The sequence below is a fragment of the Allobosea rubneri genome (genome assembly GCF_032464875.1).
In the GTDB taxonomy this organism is placed as follows: domain Bacteria; phylum Pseudomonadota; class Alphaproteobacteria; order Rhizobiales; family Beijerinckiaceae; genus Allobosea; species Allobosea rubneri.
Genome location: NZ_JAWDID010000021.1, coordinates 47595 through 63959, shown reverse-complemented (window position 1 = coordinate 63959; position 16365 = coordinate 47595). Strand labels below are relative to the sequence as shown.

Annotated in this window: 17 protein-coding genes; 10 read left to right on the top strand and 7 right to left on the bottom strand. The window is 67.0% G+C overall.

The annotated features are described in order from the left end of the window. From RKE40_RS15150 to RKE40_RS15130, 5 genes are all read right to left on the bottom strand, one after another. Positions 1–678: a GNAT family N-acetyltransferase gene (locus RKE40_RS15150; RefSeq protein ID WP_316019064.1), complete on the bottom strand. Its 678-nt coding sequence runs from the start codon at positions 676–678 to the stop codon at positions 1–3. Then, positions 675–1001: a hypothetical protein gene (locus RKE40_RS15145; protein ID WP_316019063.1), complete on the bottom strand. Its 327-nt coding sequence runs from the start codon at positions 999–1001 to the stop codon at positions 675–677. Before RKE40_RS15145 ends, RKE40_RS15150 begins: the two co-directional genes overlap by 4 nt. Further along, positions 998–1837 (bottom strand): isocitrate lyase/PEP mutase family protein, encoded by an 840-nt coding sequence (locus RKE40_RS15140; protein ID WP_316019062.1) that lies wholly within the window; start codon positions 1835–1837, stop codon positions 998–1000. The genes RKE40_RS15145 and RKE40_RS15140 overlap by 4 nt, the downstream gene beginning before the upstream one ends. Positions 1838–1963: 126 nt before the next feature. Next, positions 1964–2176, bottom strand: a complete 213-nt coding sequence (locus RKE40_RS15135) for a hypothetical protein (protein WP_316019061.1) — start codon at positions 2174–2176, stop codon at positions 1964–1966. Positions 2177–2358: 182 nt separating this feature from the next. Next, positions 2359–4197 carry an IlvD/Edd family dehydratase gene (locus tag RKE40_RS15130; RefSeq protein ID WP_316019060.1) on the bottom strand — a complete coding sequence of 613 codons (1839 nt, stop codon included), beginning with the start codon at positions 4195–4197 and terminating at the stop codon, positions 2359–2361. A 358-nt stretch (positions 4198–4555) separates the two neighbouring features. Between RKE40_RS15130 and RKE40_RS15125 the strand changes: the two genes are divergently transcribed. From RKE40_RS15125 to RKE40_RS15115, 3 genes are all read left to right on the top strand, one after another. After that, positions 4556–5740 carry a pyridoxal phosphate-dependent aminotransferase gene (locus tag RKE40_RS15125; protein ID WP_316019059.1) on the top strand — a complete coding sequence of 395 codons (1185 nt, stop codon included), beginning with the start codon at positions 4556–4558 and terminating at the stop codon, positions 5738–5740. 2 nt (positions 5741–5742) lie between these two features. Next, positions 5743–6075 carry an NIPSNAP family protein gene (locus RKE40_RS15120; RefSeq protein WP_316019058.1) on the top strand — a complete coding sequence of 111 codons (333 nt, stop codon included), beginning with the start codon at positions 5743–5745 and terminating at the stop codon, positions 6073–6075. A gap of 71 nt (positions 6076–6146) precedes the next feature. After that, complete coding sequence (locus RKE40_RS15115) at positions 6147–6476, top strand: SMR family transporter (RefSeq protein ID WP_316019057.1); 330 nt, start codon at positions 6147–6149, stop codon at positions 6474–6476. Positions 6477–6526: 50 nt separating this feature from the next. On the opposite strand, the gene RKE40_RS15110 is transcribed toward RKE40_RS15115, so the two are convergent. Beyond that, positions 6527–7438 carry a tellurite resistance TerB family protein gene (locus RKE40_RS15110; protein ID WP_316019056.1) on the bottom strand — a complete coding sequence of 304 codons (912 nt, stop codon included), beginning with the start codon at positions 7436–7438 and terminating at the stop codon, positions 6527–6529. Between the two features lie 290 nt (positions 7439–7728). Between RKE40_RS15110 and ykgO the strand changes: the two genes are divergently transcribed. The 7 genes from ykgO (at position 7729) to RKE40_RS15075 (ending at position 14883) form a co-directional block, all read left to right on the top strand. Then, positions 7729–7854, top strand: a complete 126-nt coding sequence (ykgO, locus tag RKE40_RS15105; protein WP_038363015.1) for a type B 50S ribosomal protein L36 — start codon at positions 7729–7731, stop codon at positions 7852–7854. Between the two features lie 168 nt (positions 7855–8022). Continuing rightward, positions 8023–8673: a tetratricopeptide repeat protein gene (locus RKE40_RS15100; RefSeq protein WP_316019055.1), complete on the top strand. Its 651-nt coding sequence runs from the start codon at positions 8023–8025 to the stop codon at positions 8671–8673. Between the two features lie 44 nt (positions 8674–8717). After that, positions 8718–9668: an alpha/beta fold hydrolase gene (locus RKE40_RS15095; protein WP_316019054.1), complete on the top strand. Its 951-nt coding sequence runs from the start codon at positions 8718–8720 to the stop codon at positions 9666–9668. Positions 9669–9740: 72 nt separating this feature from the next. After that, positions 9741–10154, top strand: coding sequence for an MbcA/ParS/Xre antitoxin family protein (locus tag RKE40_RS15090; RefSeq protein WP_316019053.1), 414 nt, complete (start codon positions 9741–9743; stop codon positions 10152–10154). Further along, positions 10151–10876: an RES family NAD+ phosphorylase gene (locus RKE40_RS15085; RefSeq protein ID WP_316019052.1), complete on the top strand. Its 726-nt coding sequence runs from the start codon at positions 10151–10153 to the stop codon at positions 10874–10876. The genes RKE40_RS15090 and RKE40_RS15085 overlap by 4 nt, the downstream gene beginning before the upstream one ends. Before the next feature lie 214 nt (positions 10877–11090). Then, positions 11091–13925 (top strand): autotransporter domain-containing protein, encoded by a 2835-nt coding sequence (locus tag RKE40_RS15080; RefSeq protein WP_316019051.1) that lies wholly within the window; start codon positions 11091–11093, stop codon positions 13923–13925. A 229-nt stretch (positions 13926–14154) separates the two neighbouring features. After that, positions 14155–14883 (top strand): class I SAM-dependent methyltransferase, encoded by a 729-nt coding sequence (locus RKE40_RS15075; RefSeq protein WP_316019050.1) that lies wholly within the window; start codon positions 14155–14157, stop codon positions 14881–14883. Between the two features lie 22 nt (positions 14884–14905). Here RKE40_RS15075 and pncB read toward each other — a convergent pair whose 3' ends face one another. Next, positions 14906–16210 (bottom strand): nicotinate phosphoribosyltransferase, encoded by a 1305-nt coding sequence (gene pncB / locus RKE40_RS15070; protein ID WP_316019049.1) that lies wholly within the window; start codon positions 16208–16210, stop codon positions 14906–14908. Positions 16211–16365: the final 155 nt, after the last annotated feature.

The following is a 16365-nucleotide window of genomic DNA, read 5'->3' as shown; positions in this document are numbered from 1 at the left end:
TCAGGCCGCTTCCGCGTTCTGCATCAGGCTTGCGAGCGTCGCCTTCTGACGGCCTGCCGCATCGAAATTCTCCGGCGCCAGCCAGCGCTCGAAGGCTTCGGCCCGTTTTGGCCATTCGCCGTCGGTGATCGAGAACCAGGCGGTGTCGCGGTTGCGGCCCTTGACCACCATGTGCTGGCGGAAAAGCCCCTCATACTGGAAGCCGAAGCGCAGAGCGGCGCGCTTGGAGGGCTCGTTGAGATTGTTGCACTTCCACTCATAGCGGCGATAGCCAAGCGAGAAGCCGTAGGCGCCGCAGAGATAGATCGCCTCGCTCGCCACCCGGGTGCGCTGCAAGGCTGGCGAATAGGTGATGTAGCCAACCTCGAAGACGCCTTGCTCCGGGCGGATCTCCATCAGCCAGAGATGGCCCTTGGCCTTGCCGTCGGCCTTGTCGATCACGGCGAAGGGGACGATGCCGGGCTTGGCAACCATCGTCGCCAGCAGCTCGCCATAGGCCGCCTTGTCCTTGGGCGGATGGGCCGGCATCCACTCCCAGAGCCCGTCATGGCCGGCCATCGCCGCCCAGATGTCGTCGAGATGCTTGGCCGGATCGATCGGTTCGAGCCGGCAATAGCGGCCTTCAAGGACCTTCGCCGGAGGGAAGGGCGGGGGTGTCCAGTCCAGAACCGGGTTCATTTCGCCACCTTCCCGCGCCAGCCGTTCAAATCCTGCGTGACGTCCCAGTCCGAGCCGAGCTCGCCGATGATGGCCTCTGCCAGCGCGGCGCCCTCGGCTTCCCAGGCGAGCCGCTCGACCGCATTGCCGAAATCGGAGGCGGCCTCGTTCGTCTCGTCATAGATCGCGTCGAAGGAGTCCATCCAGCTTTCGAGCCGGTCGGCGAGAGCGTCCGACAGGCCGATATCCTCGCCGTCGACCGGCTTGCGCTTGCCCTTGGCGTCGATCAGCCAGAGGCCGCTGCGGCCGAGCCATTCGGGCGCGATGACGAGCTTGTCGGTCACGAGCGTGCCTTCAGATCGTCGCGGAAGAACGGGTTGAGCGGGGCGGAGGCGCCATTGCCGGCAAAGCCCCGAAAACTGCCCTCGTCCTTGATCAGGCGGGTGGCCTCGATGAAGGCCGCCCAGGCGGCCCGGGCGAGGGCGCCGCCGATCGAGATCCGGCGGGCGCCGGCCGCGGCGATGTCGGAAACGCTGAGGCCGAAATCGCCGTAGACGAGCGCATTGACCGGCTTGCCTCCGGCTGCGGTAACGATGGTGCCGATATCGGCCGAGGTCTTCGGGCCGGGGGCATAGAGCACGTCGGCGCCCGCCTCGGCATAAGCGCTGATGCGGCGCGCCGACTCGTTCAGCGGATCGGGATGGCCGGTCAGGAAGCACTCTGCGCGGGCGGTCAGCAGCACGCCGGAACCGGTCTCGTCGATGGCGCGGCGGGCGGCACGGACGCGCTCGACCGCGAGCTCGAACGGATAGAGCGGGTCCTCGGTGCGGCCGGTCGCATCCTCGATCGAGAGGCCGGCGACGCCGGTCGCGATGCAGAGCTTGACGTTGGCGGCGACGCCGTCTGCCGTGTCGGCATAGCCGTTCTCGAAATCGGCATTGATCGGCAGGTCCGGCACTGCCTTCACCAGCTCCGCGAGATGCGCCAGCATCATGTCACGCGGCACGTCCTGGTCGGCGCGGGCCCTGGTGAAGGCGAAGCCGGCGCTGGTCGAAGCCAGGGCCGGAAAACCCTGTCCGCGCAGCCAGCGGGCCGAACCTTCGTCCCAGGGATTGGGCATGACGAAGCAGCCGGCTTCATGGAGCTTTCGGAAGGTCTCGACCTGCGGGCTGTAAGCCATTTTAAATCGTTTCAAAACGGTTTAGGGGCGCCATACTGTCGTTCTTGCGCCGATTTGTCAGCCCCGTTCACGCGCATCTGCCGGCGAGCGGGAATGCGTCTGCGGTATGGAAACTGATGGAAGGTCTCAATCGAGCATTCTGCTCTGGACAAGAGCGGCCAGGGCGAGAACGGAGAGGGGCAATGCGAAGGCGCCTATGATCGCACCAGCACTGACCATGCGCGGCCCGCGGCTCCAGTATGCGATGGCCGCGCCGAGCAAAGTGCCCGCCATGGCCGCGGCCATCATCGTCAGGTTCGTTTGCTGCGCCAGCAAGAGCTGCCCCGAGAGCGCTTCCATGCTCAAAGCCTAAAGGACGGACGCGCGAAGCGGAACAAGTCTTGCCGCAGTAGCTTTGCCATCATCCCGGACAACCATCGAAGCTGCGCAAATCCGGGATCCATCGCAAAGGCCGGCGCCTTGCGATGGATCCCGTCGCTACTGTCCGGCCGGGTTGACAGGCCAGGAAGGCAGTCGCGCGATCAGTGGTTGTCGCGCGGCACGCCGAACTTCTTATGGATCTTCTGGTACTTGACCGCCGGCTTCAGGACCATGCCCTCGGAGAGTTCGCCGACGATCTTGCGCTGAATCTCCTGCCAGGGCGTCTGGCTCTTCGGATACTTGTAGCCGCCATTGGCCTTGAACTCGGCCCGGCGCTGCGCCAGTTCCTCGTCCGAGATCAGGATGTTGGCCGTGCGCTTCTTCAGGTCGATGCGGACCTTGTCGCCGGTCTTGAGCAGGGCCAGCCCGCCGCCGGTCGCCGCTTCCGGCGAGGCGTTGAGGATCGAGGGCGAGCCCGAAGTGCCGGACTGGCGGCCGTCGCCGACGCAGGCGAGTGCGGTGACGCCCTTCTTGATCAGGTAATCCGGCGGCCGCATGTTCACGACCTCGGCCGCGCCCGGATACCCGACCGGCCCGACGCCGCGGATGAACAGGACGCAGTGCTCGTCGATCTTGAGCGCGGGATCGTCGATGCGGTGGTGGTAATCCTCCGGCCCGTCGAAGACGATCGCCCGGCCCTCGAAGGCCATCGGGTCCTTCGGATTTTCGAGATAGCGCTTGCGGAATTCCGGCGTGATCACCGAGGTCTTCATGATCGCCGAGTCGAACAGGTTGCCGGAGAGGTTGAGGAACCCGGCCTCCTTCTTCATCGGCTCGTCATAGCTCTTGATGACGTTGCGGTTGATCGCGAAGAAGCCCTTGCAATTCTCCTCGTGGGTGCGGCCGTTGGCGGTGATCGCCGGCTTGAGCTTGCCCTTTTCGAGCAGCTCCGCGATCACGGCGGGCAGGCCGCCGGCGCGGTAGTAGTCCTCGCCGAGATATTCGCCGGCAGGTTGCATGTTGACCAGCAGCGGCGTGTCGTAGCCGATCTTGGTCCAGTCCTCATTGTCGAGCTTGACGCCGATATGCTTGGCGATGGCGTTGACGTGGATCGGTGCGTTGGTCGAGCCGCCGATCGCCGAGTTGATGACGATGGTGTTCTCGAAGGCCTCGCGGGTCAGGATCTTCGAGGGGATCAGGTTCTCCCAGACCATCTCGACGATGCGCCGGCCGGTGAGATAGGCCATCTCATAGCGGTCGCGATAGGGCGCGGGGATCGCGGCGGCGCCGGGCAGGGTCATGCCCATCGCCTCGGCGAGCGCGTTCATGGTCGAGGCCGTGCCCATGGTGTTGCAATGACCCGCGGATGGCGCGGACGACGCGACCAGATCGACGAAGCCGCGATAGTCGATCTCGCCGGCCGCCATCATCTGGCGCGCCTTCCAGACGATCGTGCCGGAGCCGGTGCGCTCGCCACGGAAATCGCCATTCAGCATCGGCCCGCCCGGTAGGGCGATCGCCGGGATGTCGACGGTCGCGGCCGCCATGATCTGGGCCGGCGTGGTCTTGTCGCAGCCGGTAGTCAGCACGACGCCGTCGATCGGGTAGCCGTAGAGGATCTCGACCAGGCTGAGATATTGCAGGTTGCGGTCGAGCGAGGCGGTCGGCCGCTTGCAGGTTTCCTGGATCGGATGGATCGGGAACTCGAACGGCACGCCGCCCATCTCGCGGATGCCGTCGCGGACGCGGCTGGCGAGCTCGAGGTGATGGCGGTTGCACGGGGCGATGTCGGAGCCCGTCTGGGCGATGCCGATGATCGGGCGGCCCGACTGCAATTCCTCACGCGACAGACCGAAATTCATTGTGCGCTCGATATAGAGCGCGGTCATGTCGGCGTTGGCGGGGTTGTCGAACCAAGCCTTGGAGCGCAACTGCTCCGGCTTGATCTTGCGGACCGGCTTCTTGCCGTTCGGAGTCTTGCCTGTGGGGCTCTTGGCCATCCCGTCGTTTCCTCTCGCGGCCAGGCGGCCTTCGAGCCGCTTCGGCATCGTCTTTAAATCGATTTGACCGACAGGTCATGCCGGCCCGGACAGATCGGCAAGGGAGCTTGCCGCAGCTGCTGTATTCTGCATACAGCAGCTTTGAGCGGCCTGCCAATCGTCAAAGCGCGCCCGGGACCAGCAAAGGTCGCGGCGGCGCAGTTTGCAAGTGTTCCAAATGCGGCCCAGCCCGGCCCGGAGCGCAGGTGCCGGGGTCCAGAGCGGGCTTGCCCGGGCGCGGCTTTGCGGCCAAGACATGCGCACAAGGCCGGCCCGGCCCGCGGGACGGGTGCGACAACAAGCGCAAGAGGAAACAGCCATGACGCTCCAGGTCGTCCCATCCTTCGCCCGGATCGGCGAGGAGAACGCTTTCGCCGTGCTGGCGCGGGCGACCGAATTGCAGCGCCAGGGCAAGGACATCATCAATCTCGGCATCGGCCAGCCGGATTTCCCGACGCCGGAGCATATCGTCGAGGCGGCGGTGAAGGCGCTGCGCGACGGCCATCACGGCTACACGCCGGCCAACGGCATCCTGCCCCTGCGCGAGGCGGTCGCGGCCGACCTGCACAAGCGCTATGCCGTGAATGTCTCGCCGGAGGAGGTGATGATCGTGCCGGGCGGCAAGGTCACCATGTTCATGGCGATCCTGATGTTCGGCGAGCCCGGCGCCGAGATCCTCTATCCCGATCCCGGTTTCCCGATCTATCGCTCGATGATCGAGTACACCGGCGCGACGCCGATCCCGGTGCCGATCCGCGAGGAGAACGGCTTTGCCTTCTCGGCCGAGGAGACGCTCTCCCTGATCACGCCGAAGACGCGGCTTTTGATCGTCAACTCGCCGGCGAACCCGACCGGCGGCGTGACGCCCAAGGCCGAGGTCGACCAGCTCGTCGCCGGGCTCGCGAACTTCCCCGATGTCGCCGTGATGTCGGACGAGATCTACGACCAGATGCTCTATGACGGCGAGAAGCATGTCTGCCTGTTGAGCTATCCCGAGATCCGCGACCGGCTGATCCTGCTCAATGGCTGGTCGAAGACTTATGCCATGACCGGCTGGCGCATGGGCTTCTCGGTCTGGCCGAAGCCGCTCTACGACAATGCCCGCAAGCTCGCGGTGAATTCGCATTCCTGCGTCAACGCGCCGGCGCAATGGGCGGGCCTTGCGGCGCTGACCGGCCCGCAGGACGCGGTCGCGATGATGCTCGCCGAGTTCGATCGGCGCCGGAAGGCGGTGGTCGCCGGGCTGAACGAACTGCCGGGCGTTTCCTGCATCGAGCCGAAGGGCGCGTTCTATGCCTTCCCGAACGTCTCGCAGACCGGCTGGAAGGCGAAGAAGCTCGCCTCGGCACTGCTCGAGGAGACCGGCGTCGCGACCATTGGCGGGCCGGATTTCGGCGTGCACGGCGAGGGCTATATCCGCCTCTCCTATGCCAATTCGCTTGAGAATATCGAGCGGGCGCTCGGCCGGATGGGCGAGTTCCTCAAGAGCGCGAAAGCGGCCTGAGCATGATCACCTGCCATCTGCGCTATGTCGTCGATCCCTATCAGCTGCCGGCCTTCGAGCATTACGGCAAGCTCTGGATCAGGCTGGTCGAGAAGTTCGGTGGCAAGCATCACGGCTATTTCATGCCGTCGGAGGGGACATCGAATGTCGCTTTGGCGATGTTCAGCTTTCCCTCGTTCGCGGCTTATGAGGACTATCGTAAGCGCTCCTTCGACGACCCGGAGTGCCAGGCCGCCTTCGCGCTGAACAAAAAGCACCGCTTCATCATCAGCTATGAGCGCTCGTTCTTTCGGCCGGTCTTCGAGGACGATCAGGGCGCACGTCGCGCACCCTGAGGTCGGCATTTGGGTATCGAGGGCGCCTGCCTGCGCCCCGAGCGCCGGAGCGAAAGAAGAGCCTGACCCGCATGAGCTATCTTTATCTCGCGATCGCGATCGTCAGCGAGGTGATCGGCACCTCGGCGCTGAAGGCGTCGGAGCAGTTCACCCGGCCAGTGCCCTCGCTGATCACCCTCGTCGCCTTCGCGAGCGCGTTCTACTTCCTCTCGCTGACCTTGCGCACCGTGCCGGTCGGCATCGCCTATGCGATCTGGTCGGGCGTCGGCATCGTGCTGATCAGCTTGATCGCGCTGGTGCTGTTCGGGCAGAAACTCGATCTGCCGGCGGTAATCGGCATGGGCCTGATCGTCGCCGGCGTGATCGTGATCAACGCCTTCTCGAAATCGGTCGCCCACTGAGCGGTCGGCCCGATCGCCGGCGCTGAGCGCGCCGGCAGCGTGAAGGCCGCTCAGACCTTCGCTGCGCTCGCGGCGGCGTCGATATTGGCGACGAGTTCGGCGTCGAGGCCGAGTGAGCCGGCGAGGCCGGCGAGGAAGTCCTTCTCCGCCGGCTTGTCCGGATTGATGGCGATCCGGGCGGCCGTATAGATCTGCGCCGCGAGCTCCGGCGACTCGGCGCCCTCGACCAGTTCGTCGACCGAGGCGGGCTTGGCCATCTCATTTGCGAGCCAGGTGTTGGCCTCCGGGTCGAAGCCGGCCTCGCGCAGCCCGCCGAGAATGGCGCCGCGCTCCGCATCGTCGATATGGCCGTCGGAGGCGGAGGCTGCGATCATCGCGCGGATGAAGATCAGCGCATTGGCATCGCTCGCGGCTTCCGGCTCGAAGCCCGAGCCGGCGGGGGCCGGCAGCAGCGCCTCCTGCTCGGCGCCGAGCAGCGGCTTGCCGGCCTGATAGTTCTGATAGGCCTTGTAGGCGAGGCCGCCGACCAGGGCGAGCCCCCCGACCTTGGCTGCCGAGCCGGCGATGGAGCGTCCGGCCGAGGTGCCGAAGATCAGGGCGCCGAGGCCGCCGAGCAGGGCGCCGGCAGCGAGCTGGTTGTTGCCGATCATGCCCTTGGCCTGGGCGATCAGCTGTTCCGGGGTCTTGCCGCCGGAGAGCTGGCCGACGATGTCGGTCGCGCCCTGCTGCAGTCCGGTCTTCTGGGCAGCGTCCTGGACGCCCTGGGTCGCCTGGCCGAAGATCTGGCCGGCCATGCCGGTGAGGCCGCCTGCGCCGCCGGCTTGCTGGACCTGCTGGGCGATATTGCCGAGCATTCCGCCCAGCCCACCGCTGCCGCCCTGCGCACCCTGCTGCCCACCCTGGGCACCAATCTGGTTGCCGGCGCTGACGAGCGCATCGAGAAGGGATTTGGCGTTGAACATCGAAGGACTCCTTCGGAAGGCATGCCGGGGCGGCGGCGCACTCTAGGCACCGCTTTCTGTGGCCGCTAGACGGGTCATGCGAAAACGGCGGGAGGATGGCGGCGGCCGGTTGCGACAAAGGCGATGATTTCGGCGCCTTTGCCCTTGCTTTCGGCGTCAAAGGCCTTATACAGCCGCCATCGCATCAGGCGCGCTGTCGTTTGTTCGATGAGGGCCGGTCAAACGGTTCGCGTCGCGCCAGAAATTTTTGACCGGTTTCGCCGCAGGGCGAGCCGATGGGAGTCCGGACCATGAAGATCCGCAATTCGCTCAAGTCGCTGCGCGCCCGTCATCGCGACAACCAGCTCGTGCGCCGCAAGGGCCGCGTCTACATCATCAACAAGGTCCAGAAGCGCTTCAAGGCGCGCCAGGGCTGAGTTTAGTCGCGGCTTTGGGCCGCGGCGACCGGCACCTTGCCAGATGATCGAGATCAGCGGGCTGCACTTCGGTGCGGCCCGCTTTTTTGGCTTGGCTGGTCGCGGCCTGCCGGCGGTCTCGCCGTCCCGTGAATTGACGCCGGCCGGATGCCGCCTACATTCAGGGCCATGAGGCCCGCTCGTTTCCTCCGCCTGGCGCTGGTGCCGCTGTCGCTCGCCGTGACGGCGCCGCTGTCCGCTTGGGCGCAGCCGGCGCCGCCTTCGCGCGACGGCGCGGTGCCGCCAGCGGACATGGACGACAAGCCCAGTCAGCCGGAAACGCCCGCGCCGCGCAGCCCGGCCGCGACGCTCGACAAGCTGTTCGAGCGCCTCGCCGCAGCCAAGACGCCGGAAGAAGCCAAGGGCATCGCCAATCTGATCCAGCGCCGCTGGGCCCGCTCGGGCTCGGACACCGCCGATCTCCTGATGAGCCGGGCGCAGCAGGCGGTGAAGGCCCAGGAGCTGCCGCTGGCGATCGAGCTGCTCGACCGGGTGATCGCGCTGGAGCCGGACTGGGCCGAGGGCTGGAATCAGCGGGCCAATGCGCTCTTCCTGCTCGGCGACCCGATTCGCTCTCTGTACGACATCAGCGAGACGCTGAAGCGCGAGCCGCGCCATTACGGCGCGATGATGGGGCTCGGCACGATCCTGCGCCAGCAGGGCGACGACAAGCGCGCCATGGTCGCCTACCGTCAGGTGCTCGCGATCTATCCCGAGCTCGAAGCGGTCAAGGAAGCCGTCGAGGCGCTCAAGATCGAGGTCGACGGCCGCGACGCCTGAGCGGCGCATCGGGACCGGGCTCCGCTGCCCGAGATGGATTGACGATGCTGCGCCTCGTCCTCGTAGCCATCCTCCTGGTCACAGTCGGGCTCGCCCTTTTCAGTGAAATCACCCGCGCCCGGGTCGAGGCGCACCATCCGCCCCGGGGAGCCTTCGCCGCCGTCGAAGGCGGGCGGCTGCATTACCGGGAGTGCCGGCCCGCAGGCGAGTCGCGCGGCACGGTGGTGCTGGTCCATGGCGCCTATGACAACCATGCCGATCTGCTCGCGAGACTAGGCCCGAAACTCTCCGATTATCGCGTCATTGCGCTGGATCGTCCCGGCCATGGCTGGAGCGAGCGGCTGGCCGGGCGGGCGATGGCCGATCCCGGCCGGCAGGCGCAGGCGCTGATGCAGGCGCTCGACCAGATCGCTCCGGAGCGCTTCGTGATCGTGGCCCATTCGCTCGCGGGAGCGCTCTCGTCGCGGATTGCGCTCGACCGGCCGGAGCGCCTGCAGGGGCTCGTGCTGCTCGGCGCCATGAGCCATCCCTGGCCGGGCGGCATCGCCTGGTCGCAGCGCATCGCTGCCATGCCCTGGATCGGGCCGCTGTACAGCCGGGTCGTTGCCGTGCCCCTGGCGCGCCATCGGCTCGGCGACAGCACGGCAGTTGAATCCACTGCGCCAAGGCCTTGCCATGATGCGGCAGGCGAGGTCCGCCTGCTGCTGCGTCCAGACGTCCAGCAATCCAATGCGGAGGACATGGCGGCGGCCCGCGATTTTCTCTCCGCGCAGGCGCCGCGCTATGGCGGCCTCGAACTGCCGGTGCTGGCGATCGCCGGCGACCGTGACACCATCGTTCCGCCGGCGATCCATTCTGCGGCGATCGCGCGCGAGGCGCAGCAAGGCCGGCTGGTGCTGCTGCCGGGTGTCGGGCACATGCCGCACCATGCCGCGCCGGAGCTGATCGCCGCGGCCGTCGACGCGATGTTCGGAGCGGCGCGCGACCGACCCTGAGCGGCCAATCGCCGGGCTGATCTTGCCAAATGGCATGAATTTATCCATATGATGCCATATGGAGGTTTTGTCATGACTGCGCTCTCCCCGGTCGATACCGCCGCGGCGCCATTTTCTCCCGCCGCGATCACGCAGGAGGAGGCGGCGGCGATGTTCCGGGCGGCGGTCAACCTGTTCCGGCTCTGGGGCGTCACCGATGAGGAGGCCGCCGTGTTGCTCGACCAGCCGGTGCGCAGCTATCGGCGTTGGAAGGCCGGCGAGATCGGCCGGATCGACCGCGACGGCGCGGCTCGCCTTTCCAACCTGATGGGCATCCACAAGGCGCTGCGCCTGATCTTCCGCGAGCCACAGCGCGGCTATGCCTGGATCAAGGCCGGCAACGACGCCTTCGGCGGCAGGTCGGCGCTCGCGGTCATGCTCGGCGGCGAACTCACCGATCTGATGCGGGTGCGCCGCTATCTCGACGCCGAGCGCGGGCTCTGGTGAGTTCCGGCGAATTTCCGATCGCGCCGGTTGCGTGGCCGGCGGCGGTCCGCATCATCCGCAGCGCCTTCCCGCCGATCGACCTGTTCGAGGACATCGCCGACCCCGCCGATTGGCCGCTGCTGATCTCGGCGGAGATGAAGACCAATCCGCGACTGATGGAGACGATCGGCAATCTCGATCTGGTGCCGCCGGGCCGCCGTGTCTCCGGCCCGGGGGCGAGCCTGCTGATGGCGCCGTTCACCCATGTCAGCCAGGACCGGCCGAGCCGGTTCAGCGATGGCTCCTATGGCGTGCTCTATGTCGGCGATGTCTTCGAGACCGCCCTTTTCGAGACCATCCACCATCATGCGCGCTTCATGGCGCGGACCAATGAGCCGCCGGGCTGGAGCTCGCAGTTCCGCGAGATTCTCCTCTCGATCCAAGGCTCGCTGCACGATCTGCGCGGCGAGACGGTCGGAGCAAGTCCGCTGCTGCTCGGGCAGGGCTACGAGGCCGGGCAGGCACTGGGCGCGCGGCTCAGGGCGGCGGGCGCCGACGGCGTCGTCTATCCGAGCGTGCGCCGGCCGGGCGCTGAATGCGTCGGCCTGTTCTGGCCGGACCTTGCGCGCGATCCTGTGCAGGGCCGGCATCTCGACTATCACTGGGATGGCGAGCGCGTGGACCTCTATCGCGAGGCCGGAACCGGCAAGGTTTTTCGCATTGGCGAGCCCGCCGGCTCTTAGACGGCCCATGGGTCGAAAGCCGGCTTTCCGATTCACCGCTCGGGAAGCAAGAACTGCATTCGCCGTCCGGAAGCACCGAACCAAGGGCGGATAGCCGACCGCCCGACGCGTGTTCCGTATTGACCACTTCGGCGCTGCGGCGGCAGGGTTGCGCCCGGCGAGATCGCGGGGGGCGACTCGCCTTCGTGCCGGGGGCTTCGTGAAATTCCTGCCTATGCCTAGCGTCGCGGCTCTCCTGCTGGCGACGGCTCTCGTCACTCCGTCCGTCGCTCAAACGGGCCCTCTGCTCACCGATCCCGACAGCTGGCGGACGCCCGAGTACAGGGCGCAATGGGGGCTCGAGACGATCCGTGCCGCGGATGCCTATGCGCGGGGCGTCGACGGCACCGGCATTCTCATCGGGGTGGTCGACTCCGGCATCTTCGCGGCGCATCCCGAATTCGCCGGCCGCTATGGCGGTAGCTACGACTATCTGACTGAGACGGCGGGGGCGATTGATCGTTTCGGGCACGGCACCCATGTCGCCTCGGTGATTGCGGCCAATAGGGACGGCGTGGGCGTGCACGGCGTGGCTCCGGGGACGACGGTCATCATGGCCGGCGTCGACGACGGCACGGGAATGTTCGACGCGAATTTCATCATCAGGGGTTATAATGCGCTGATCGCGCGCGGCGTCCGTGTAATCAACAACAGCTACGGTGATGACCGCCCGGTTACAGCATTCACAAAGGGCAGCTTCCTGTCAGAGGATGCGTCAAGCTTGGCTGTCTATCAGCGCGCTGTCGCCGCAGGAGTTCTCAACGTCTTTGGCGCGGCCAACCAGGGTCTGGATCAACCGAGCGTCCATGCCGGCCTGCCTCACCTCTTCCCCGAACTGGAGCGCGGCTGGCTGGCGGTGTCGGCTGTTGGGCCGGGCTATGAACCATTTTACACCAACCGGTGCGGCGTGGCGAAGAACTGGTGCCTGGCTGCGCCCGGCGGCGGCGACTGGTGGTTCCCCAATCCCTATCCAGACGATCCCATCGTCGTCGCCGACAAGGACGGCGGCTACACCAAGACGTTTGGCACCTCCTTCGCCGCTCCCCATGTCACGGGCGCGGCGGCTTTGGTCTGGCAGATGTTCCCGTTCTTCAGTGCCGACCAGGTGCGCCAGACCCTGCTCGGCACCGCCCGGGATATCGGCCCGTCCGGCGTGGACGAGATCTATGGCTACGGCCTGCTCGATGTCGGCAAGGCCGTGCTCGGCCCCGGCCGTTTCGACTGGGGCGATTTCGTCGTCGAGCAGCCCGGCGGTGTCGCCCATTTCGGAAACGACATCGTCGGGGCCGGGGGGCTGGTGAAGCGCGGTGCCGGCGAGCTCGTGCTCACCGGCAACAGCGCCTATGCGGGGGCGACGCGCGTCGAGGGCGGCTTCCTGTCGGTGATGGGCAGCATCGCCTCGCCGACCAGCGTCGCCGCAGCGGGCACGCTCGCTGGCACCGGTCTGATCACCGGCAATGTCAGCAATGCCGGCACAATCTGGGCCGGTGACCGGAACGGCGTCGGCACGCTGAGGATCGACGGCAATTTCGTGCAGGAGGCGGGCGGCCTGCTGGTGCAGCAGTTCGGGCCGGAAGGGGGCCAGAACCACCTCGCCGTCACCGGCACGGCGGGCCTCGCAGGCTGGGTTGCCCTGGCCGGAGAGCAGCTGTTCCTGCCGCGCCAGCTCTCCATGGCGGTGCTCACCGCCGATCGGGGCATCTCCGGTCGCTTCTCGGGAGTCGAGGGGCCGTTCGGCGACGGCACCGCTCCCTTCATCCGGGCGAGCCTGCGCTACGAGCCGAACACCGCCTATCTCGATATCCAGGGGCTGCCCTTCGATACGCCCGGCGTCTGCGCCTCTGCCAATCAGTGCGCGGTCGGCGGGGCGCTCGAGCGCGGGCTGGCCAGCGCCGACCAGGATCTGCGCGACGTCGCGCTTCTGCTGCAGCATGCGGGGACACGGGAGGGGGCACGCGGCGCGCTTGCCAGCCTGTCCGGCGAGGTGCATGCGGGCCTCTCCACCCTTGCGCTCGGCGGGGCCGGACAGCTCGGCAGCATGATTTCCCAGCGCCTCGGCGCCCTGCGTTCAGGCCAGGCAGATGCGACGAGCGCCGATCTGCCGCTGGCCTATACCGCGAGCGCGGCGACCAATCCGGCAGCGGCTATGCTGATGCGGCTGCCTGCGCAGGCCACCGCCAACAACAACGCCTGGGCGCGCGGCTACGGCTTCACCGGCAGGCTCGGCGGCGACGCCAATGCCGGCGGCGCCAGCTATCGCGGGGGCGGCGTCATCGGCGGCTTCGACCGGCAGATCACGCCCTCCTTCCTGGCCGGATTCAGCTTCGGCTATTCCAGCACGGACGCAGATTTCCGCCACCACGCCGGCAAGGGCAGCATCGATGCCTATGAAGGTGCATTCTATGGCAGCTATGCCAGCGGCAAGCTGCGCCTGGGCGGTCTTCTCGGCTATGGCCGCCTCAATTTCGAGAGCGAGCGCAGCATCGGCTTCGGAGGCCTGTCGCGACAGGCGAAGGCCGATTATGACGGCGACCGCTTCACCGGCGCGCTGGAAGCCGGCTACGCCTTTGATCTCGGCTGGTCGACGGTCGAGCCGCTTCTGGGGCTGCGCTACACCTTCCTCAGGCAGGGCAGCTTCAGCGAGACCGGGGCCCAGAGCATCGGCCTGGCCGCGGCGGGACAGTCGGCTTCGAGCCTGCTCGGCAGCATCGGGCTGCGCCTGATGCGGGAGTTCGATCTTGGCGAGGGCCGCGTCGCGGTCGAGGCGCGAGGCCGCTGGCAGCACGAATTCCTCGACGATGCTGTAGCCCTCGACACCGCCTTCATCGGGGCGCCTGCAGCGTCCTTCCCGGTTCGCGGCCCGCGGGTCGCTCGCGACAGCGCGATCCTCGGTGTCGGCCTCTCGGCCCGTGCCGGCCGGAACCTCACGCTGTTCGCCGACTACGATGTGCGCCTCAACCGCGATGCGACCGCCCACGCCGTCACGGCCGGGCTCCGCGCCAGCTGGTAGCGGGGCGCCGGGCCTCGTTGACAGGCTTCGAGGCCCGCCAAATAATGCCGGCATGATCGAGAAGGACACGCATATTGTCTCCCGGCTCGCCGGCGTCCCGACAGGCGGGATGCCGGGGCATCGATCGCGTTAGCTAAAGCGTATCGCGCACCCGCAGCCTCGCCGGAAACGGACGAGGCCGTCTTGCCGCCTGTGCCTCGTCCATCCCAATGACCGATGGAGCCCCCTCATGGCACAGAACATCTATGACGATCCCGAATTCTTCGCCGGCTACAGCCAGCTTCCGCGGCAGGTCCACGGCCTCGCCGGCGCGCCGGAATGGGCTTCCATCCGCGCGCTTGTCCCCGATCTGAAGGGCAAGCGTGTCGTCGACCTCGGCTGCGGCTTCGGCTGGTTCGCGCGCTGGGCGCGCGAGCAGGACGCCGAGGCCGTCGTGGGGCTGGACGTCTCGGAGAAGATGATCGCGCGTGCCCGGGCGCAGACTTCCGATGCCGCGATCACCTACGAAATCGCCGATCTCGAGACGCTGGAACTGCCGGCGGCCGCGTTCGATTTCGCCTACAGCGCCCTGACCTTCCACTACATCGCCGATTTCGGCCGGCTCGTCCGCATGCTGCACCGGGCTCTCCGGCCGGGTGCGCAGTTCGTCTTCACGATCGAGCACCCGATCTACATGGCGGCAGCTCATCCGCGCTGGTGGAGCGACGAGGATGGACGCAAGACCTGGCCGGTGAATGGCTATGCGCTGGAAGGCGAGCGCCGCACCAACTGGTTCACCGACGGCGTCCTCAAATATCACCGGACGCTGGGGACGACGCTGAACAGCCTGATCGCCGCGGGCTGGACACTCCGCCATGTCGAGGAGTTCGCGCCGACGGCGGCCCAGATCGCGGAACAGCCGGGACTGGCGGAGGAACTGGAGCGGCCGATGATGCTGCTGGTGTCGGCGCAGCGTTGATTGGGTGCGGATTGCGGTGGGTTCAGACCCTCACCGCCTTCGCCTTACGATCCGCACCGCCGAATACCCGCAGATACCGCGCGATCTCCTCCGGCGTTCCCGTCGCCTTGTTGGGGTTGTCGGAGAGCTTCACCGCCGGGCGGCCATTGGCGCTGACGACCTTGCAGACCAGCGAGATCGGGTCGAGATCGGGCGTGCCGTCGGGCGAGCAGCCGACGAAGTCGTTGGTGAGGTTGGTGCCCCAGCCGAAGCTGGTGCGGACCCTGCCGTGGAAATGGTGATAGGCCTCCTCGATCGAGTCGATGTCCATGCCGTCGGAGAAGATCAGCAGCTTGCTCCGGGGATCGCGGCCCTGCGATTTCCACCAGGCGATGATCTGCTCGCCGGCCTCGATCGGCGGGGCGCTGTCGGGGCGAAAGCCGGTCCAGTCGGCAAGCCAGGAGGGAGCATCGTCGAGGAAAGCGGTGGTGCCGAAGGCGTCCGGCAGCACGATCAGGAGGTTTCCGGCGTAGACCTGGCGCCATTCGTCGAGCACGCGATAGGGCGCGGCACGCAGTTCCTCGTCGTTGTTGGCCAGCGCCGCCAGCACCATCGGCAACTCATGGGCGTTGGTGCCGATCGCCTCGAGATCGTTCTCCATGGCGAGCAGGACGTTGGAGGTGCCGGTAAAGGTCGGGCCGAGGCCCTCCTTCAGCGCCTCGACGCACCAGCGCTGCCAGAGATGTCCATGGCGGCGGCGGGTGCCGAAATCGGAGATGCGCAGGTCTGGAAGCTTCTTCAGCCGCTCGACCTTGTCCCAGAGCTTCGACTTGGCGCGGGCATAGAGCACGTCGAGCGCAAAGCGCCCCCAGCCCTTCAGCGCCTGGCGCGAGCGCAGCTCGTTGACGATGGCGAGCGCCGGGATCTCCCACATCATCGAATGGGTCCAGGGGCCGGCGAAGGTCAGCTCGTACTGCCCGTCGACCTTGCGGAGCTCGTATTCGGGCAGGCGGAACTCGGCCAGCCAGGCGATGAAGTCCGGCGTGAACATCTGGGTCTTGCCGTAGAAGCTGTTGCCGGCGAGCCAGATCAGTTCCTTCTTGGTGAAGCGCAGTTCGCGGGCATGGTCGAGCTGGGCGCGCAATTCGCCCTCGTCGATCACCTCGGCGAGGCGGATCGCCTTGCTGCGGTTGATCAGCCCGAAGGTGACCTCGACCTGCGGGTGGAAGCTCCTGATCATCTGCAGCATCAGGAGCTTGTAGAAATCGGTGTCGAGCAGGCTGCGGACGATCGGGTCGAGCCGCCAGCTGTGGTTGTAGGTCCGTGAGGCGATGTCGGTGATGGCCATGGCGGTCGCAGGCTGCCGGAAGCGGGAACTTAAGCAGTAGAGCAGGGGCGGCCGCAGGGGAATGAGAATGCGGGCCGAAACCCAGTTCGCGCTCGGCCGTTGCGGCCGGTGCGCCTGTCCCCCATCTCAGTTGGCCCTATCATCGAGACTTCGCC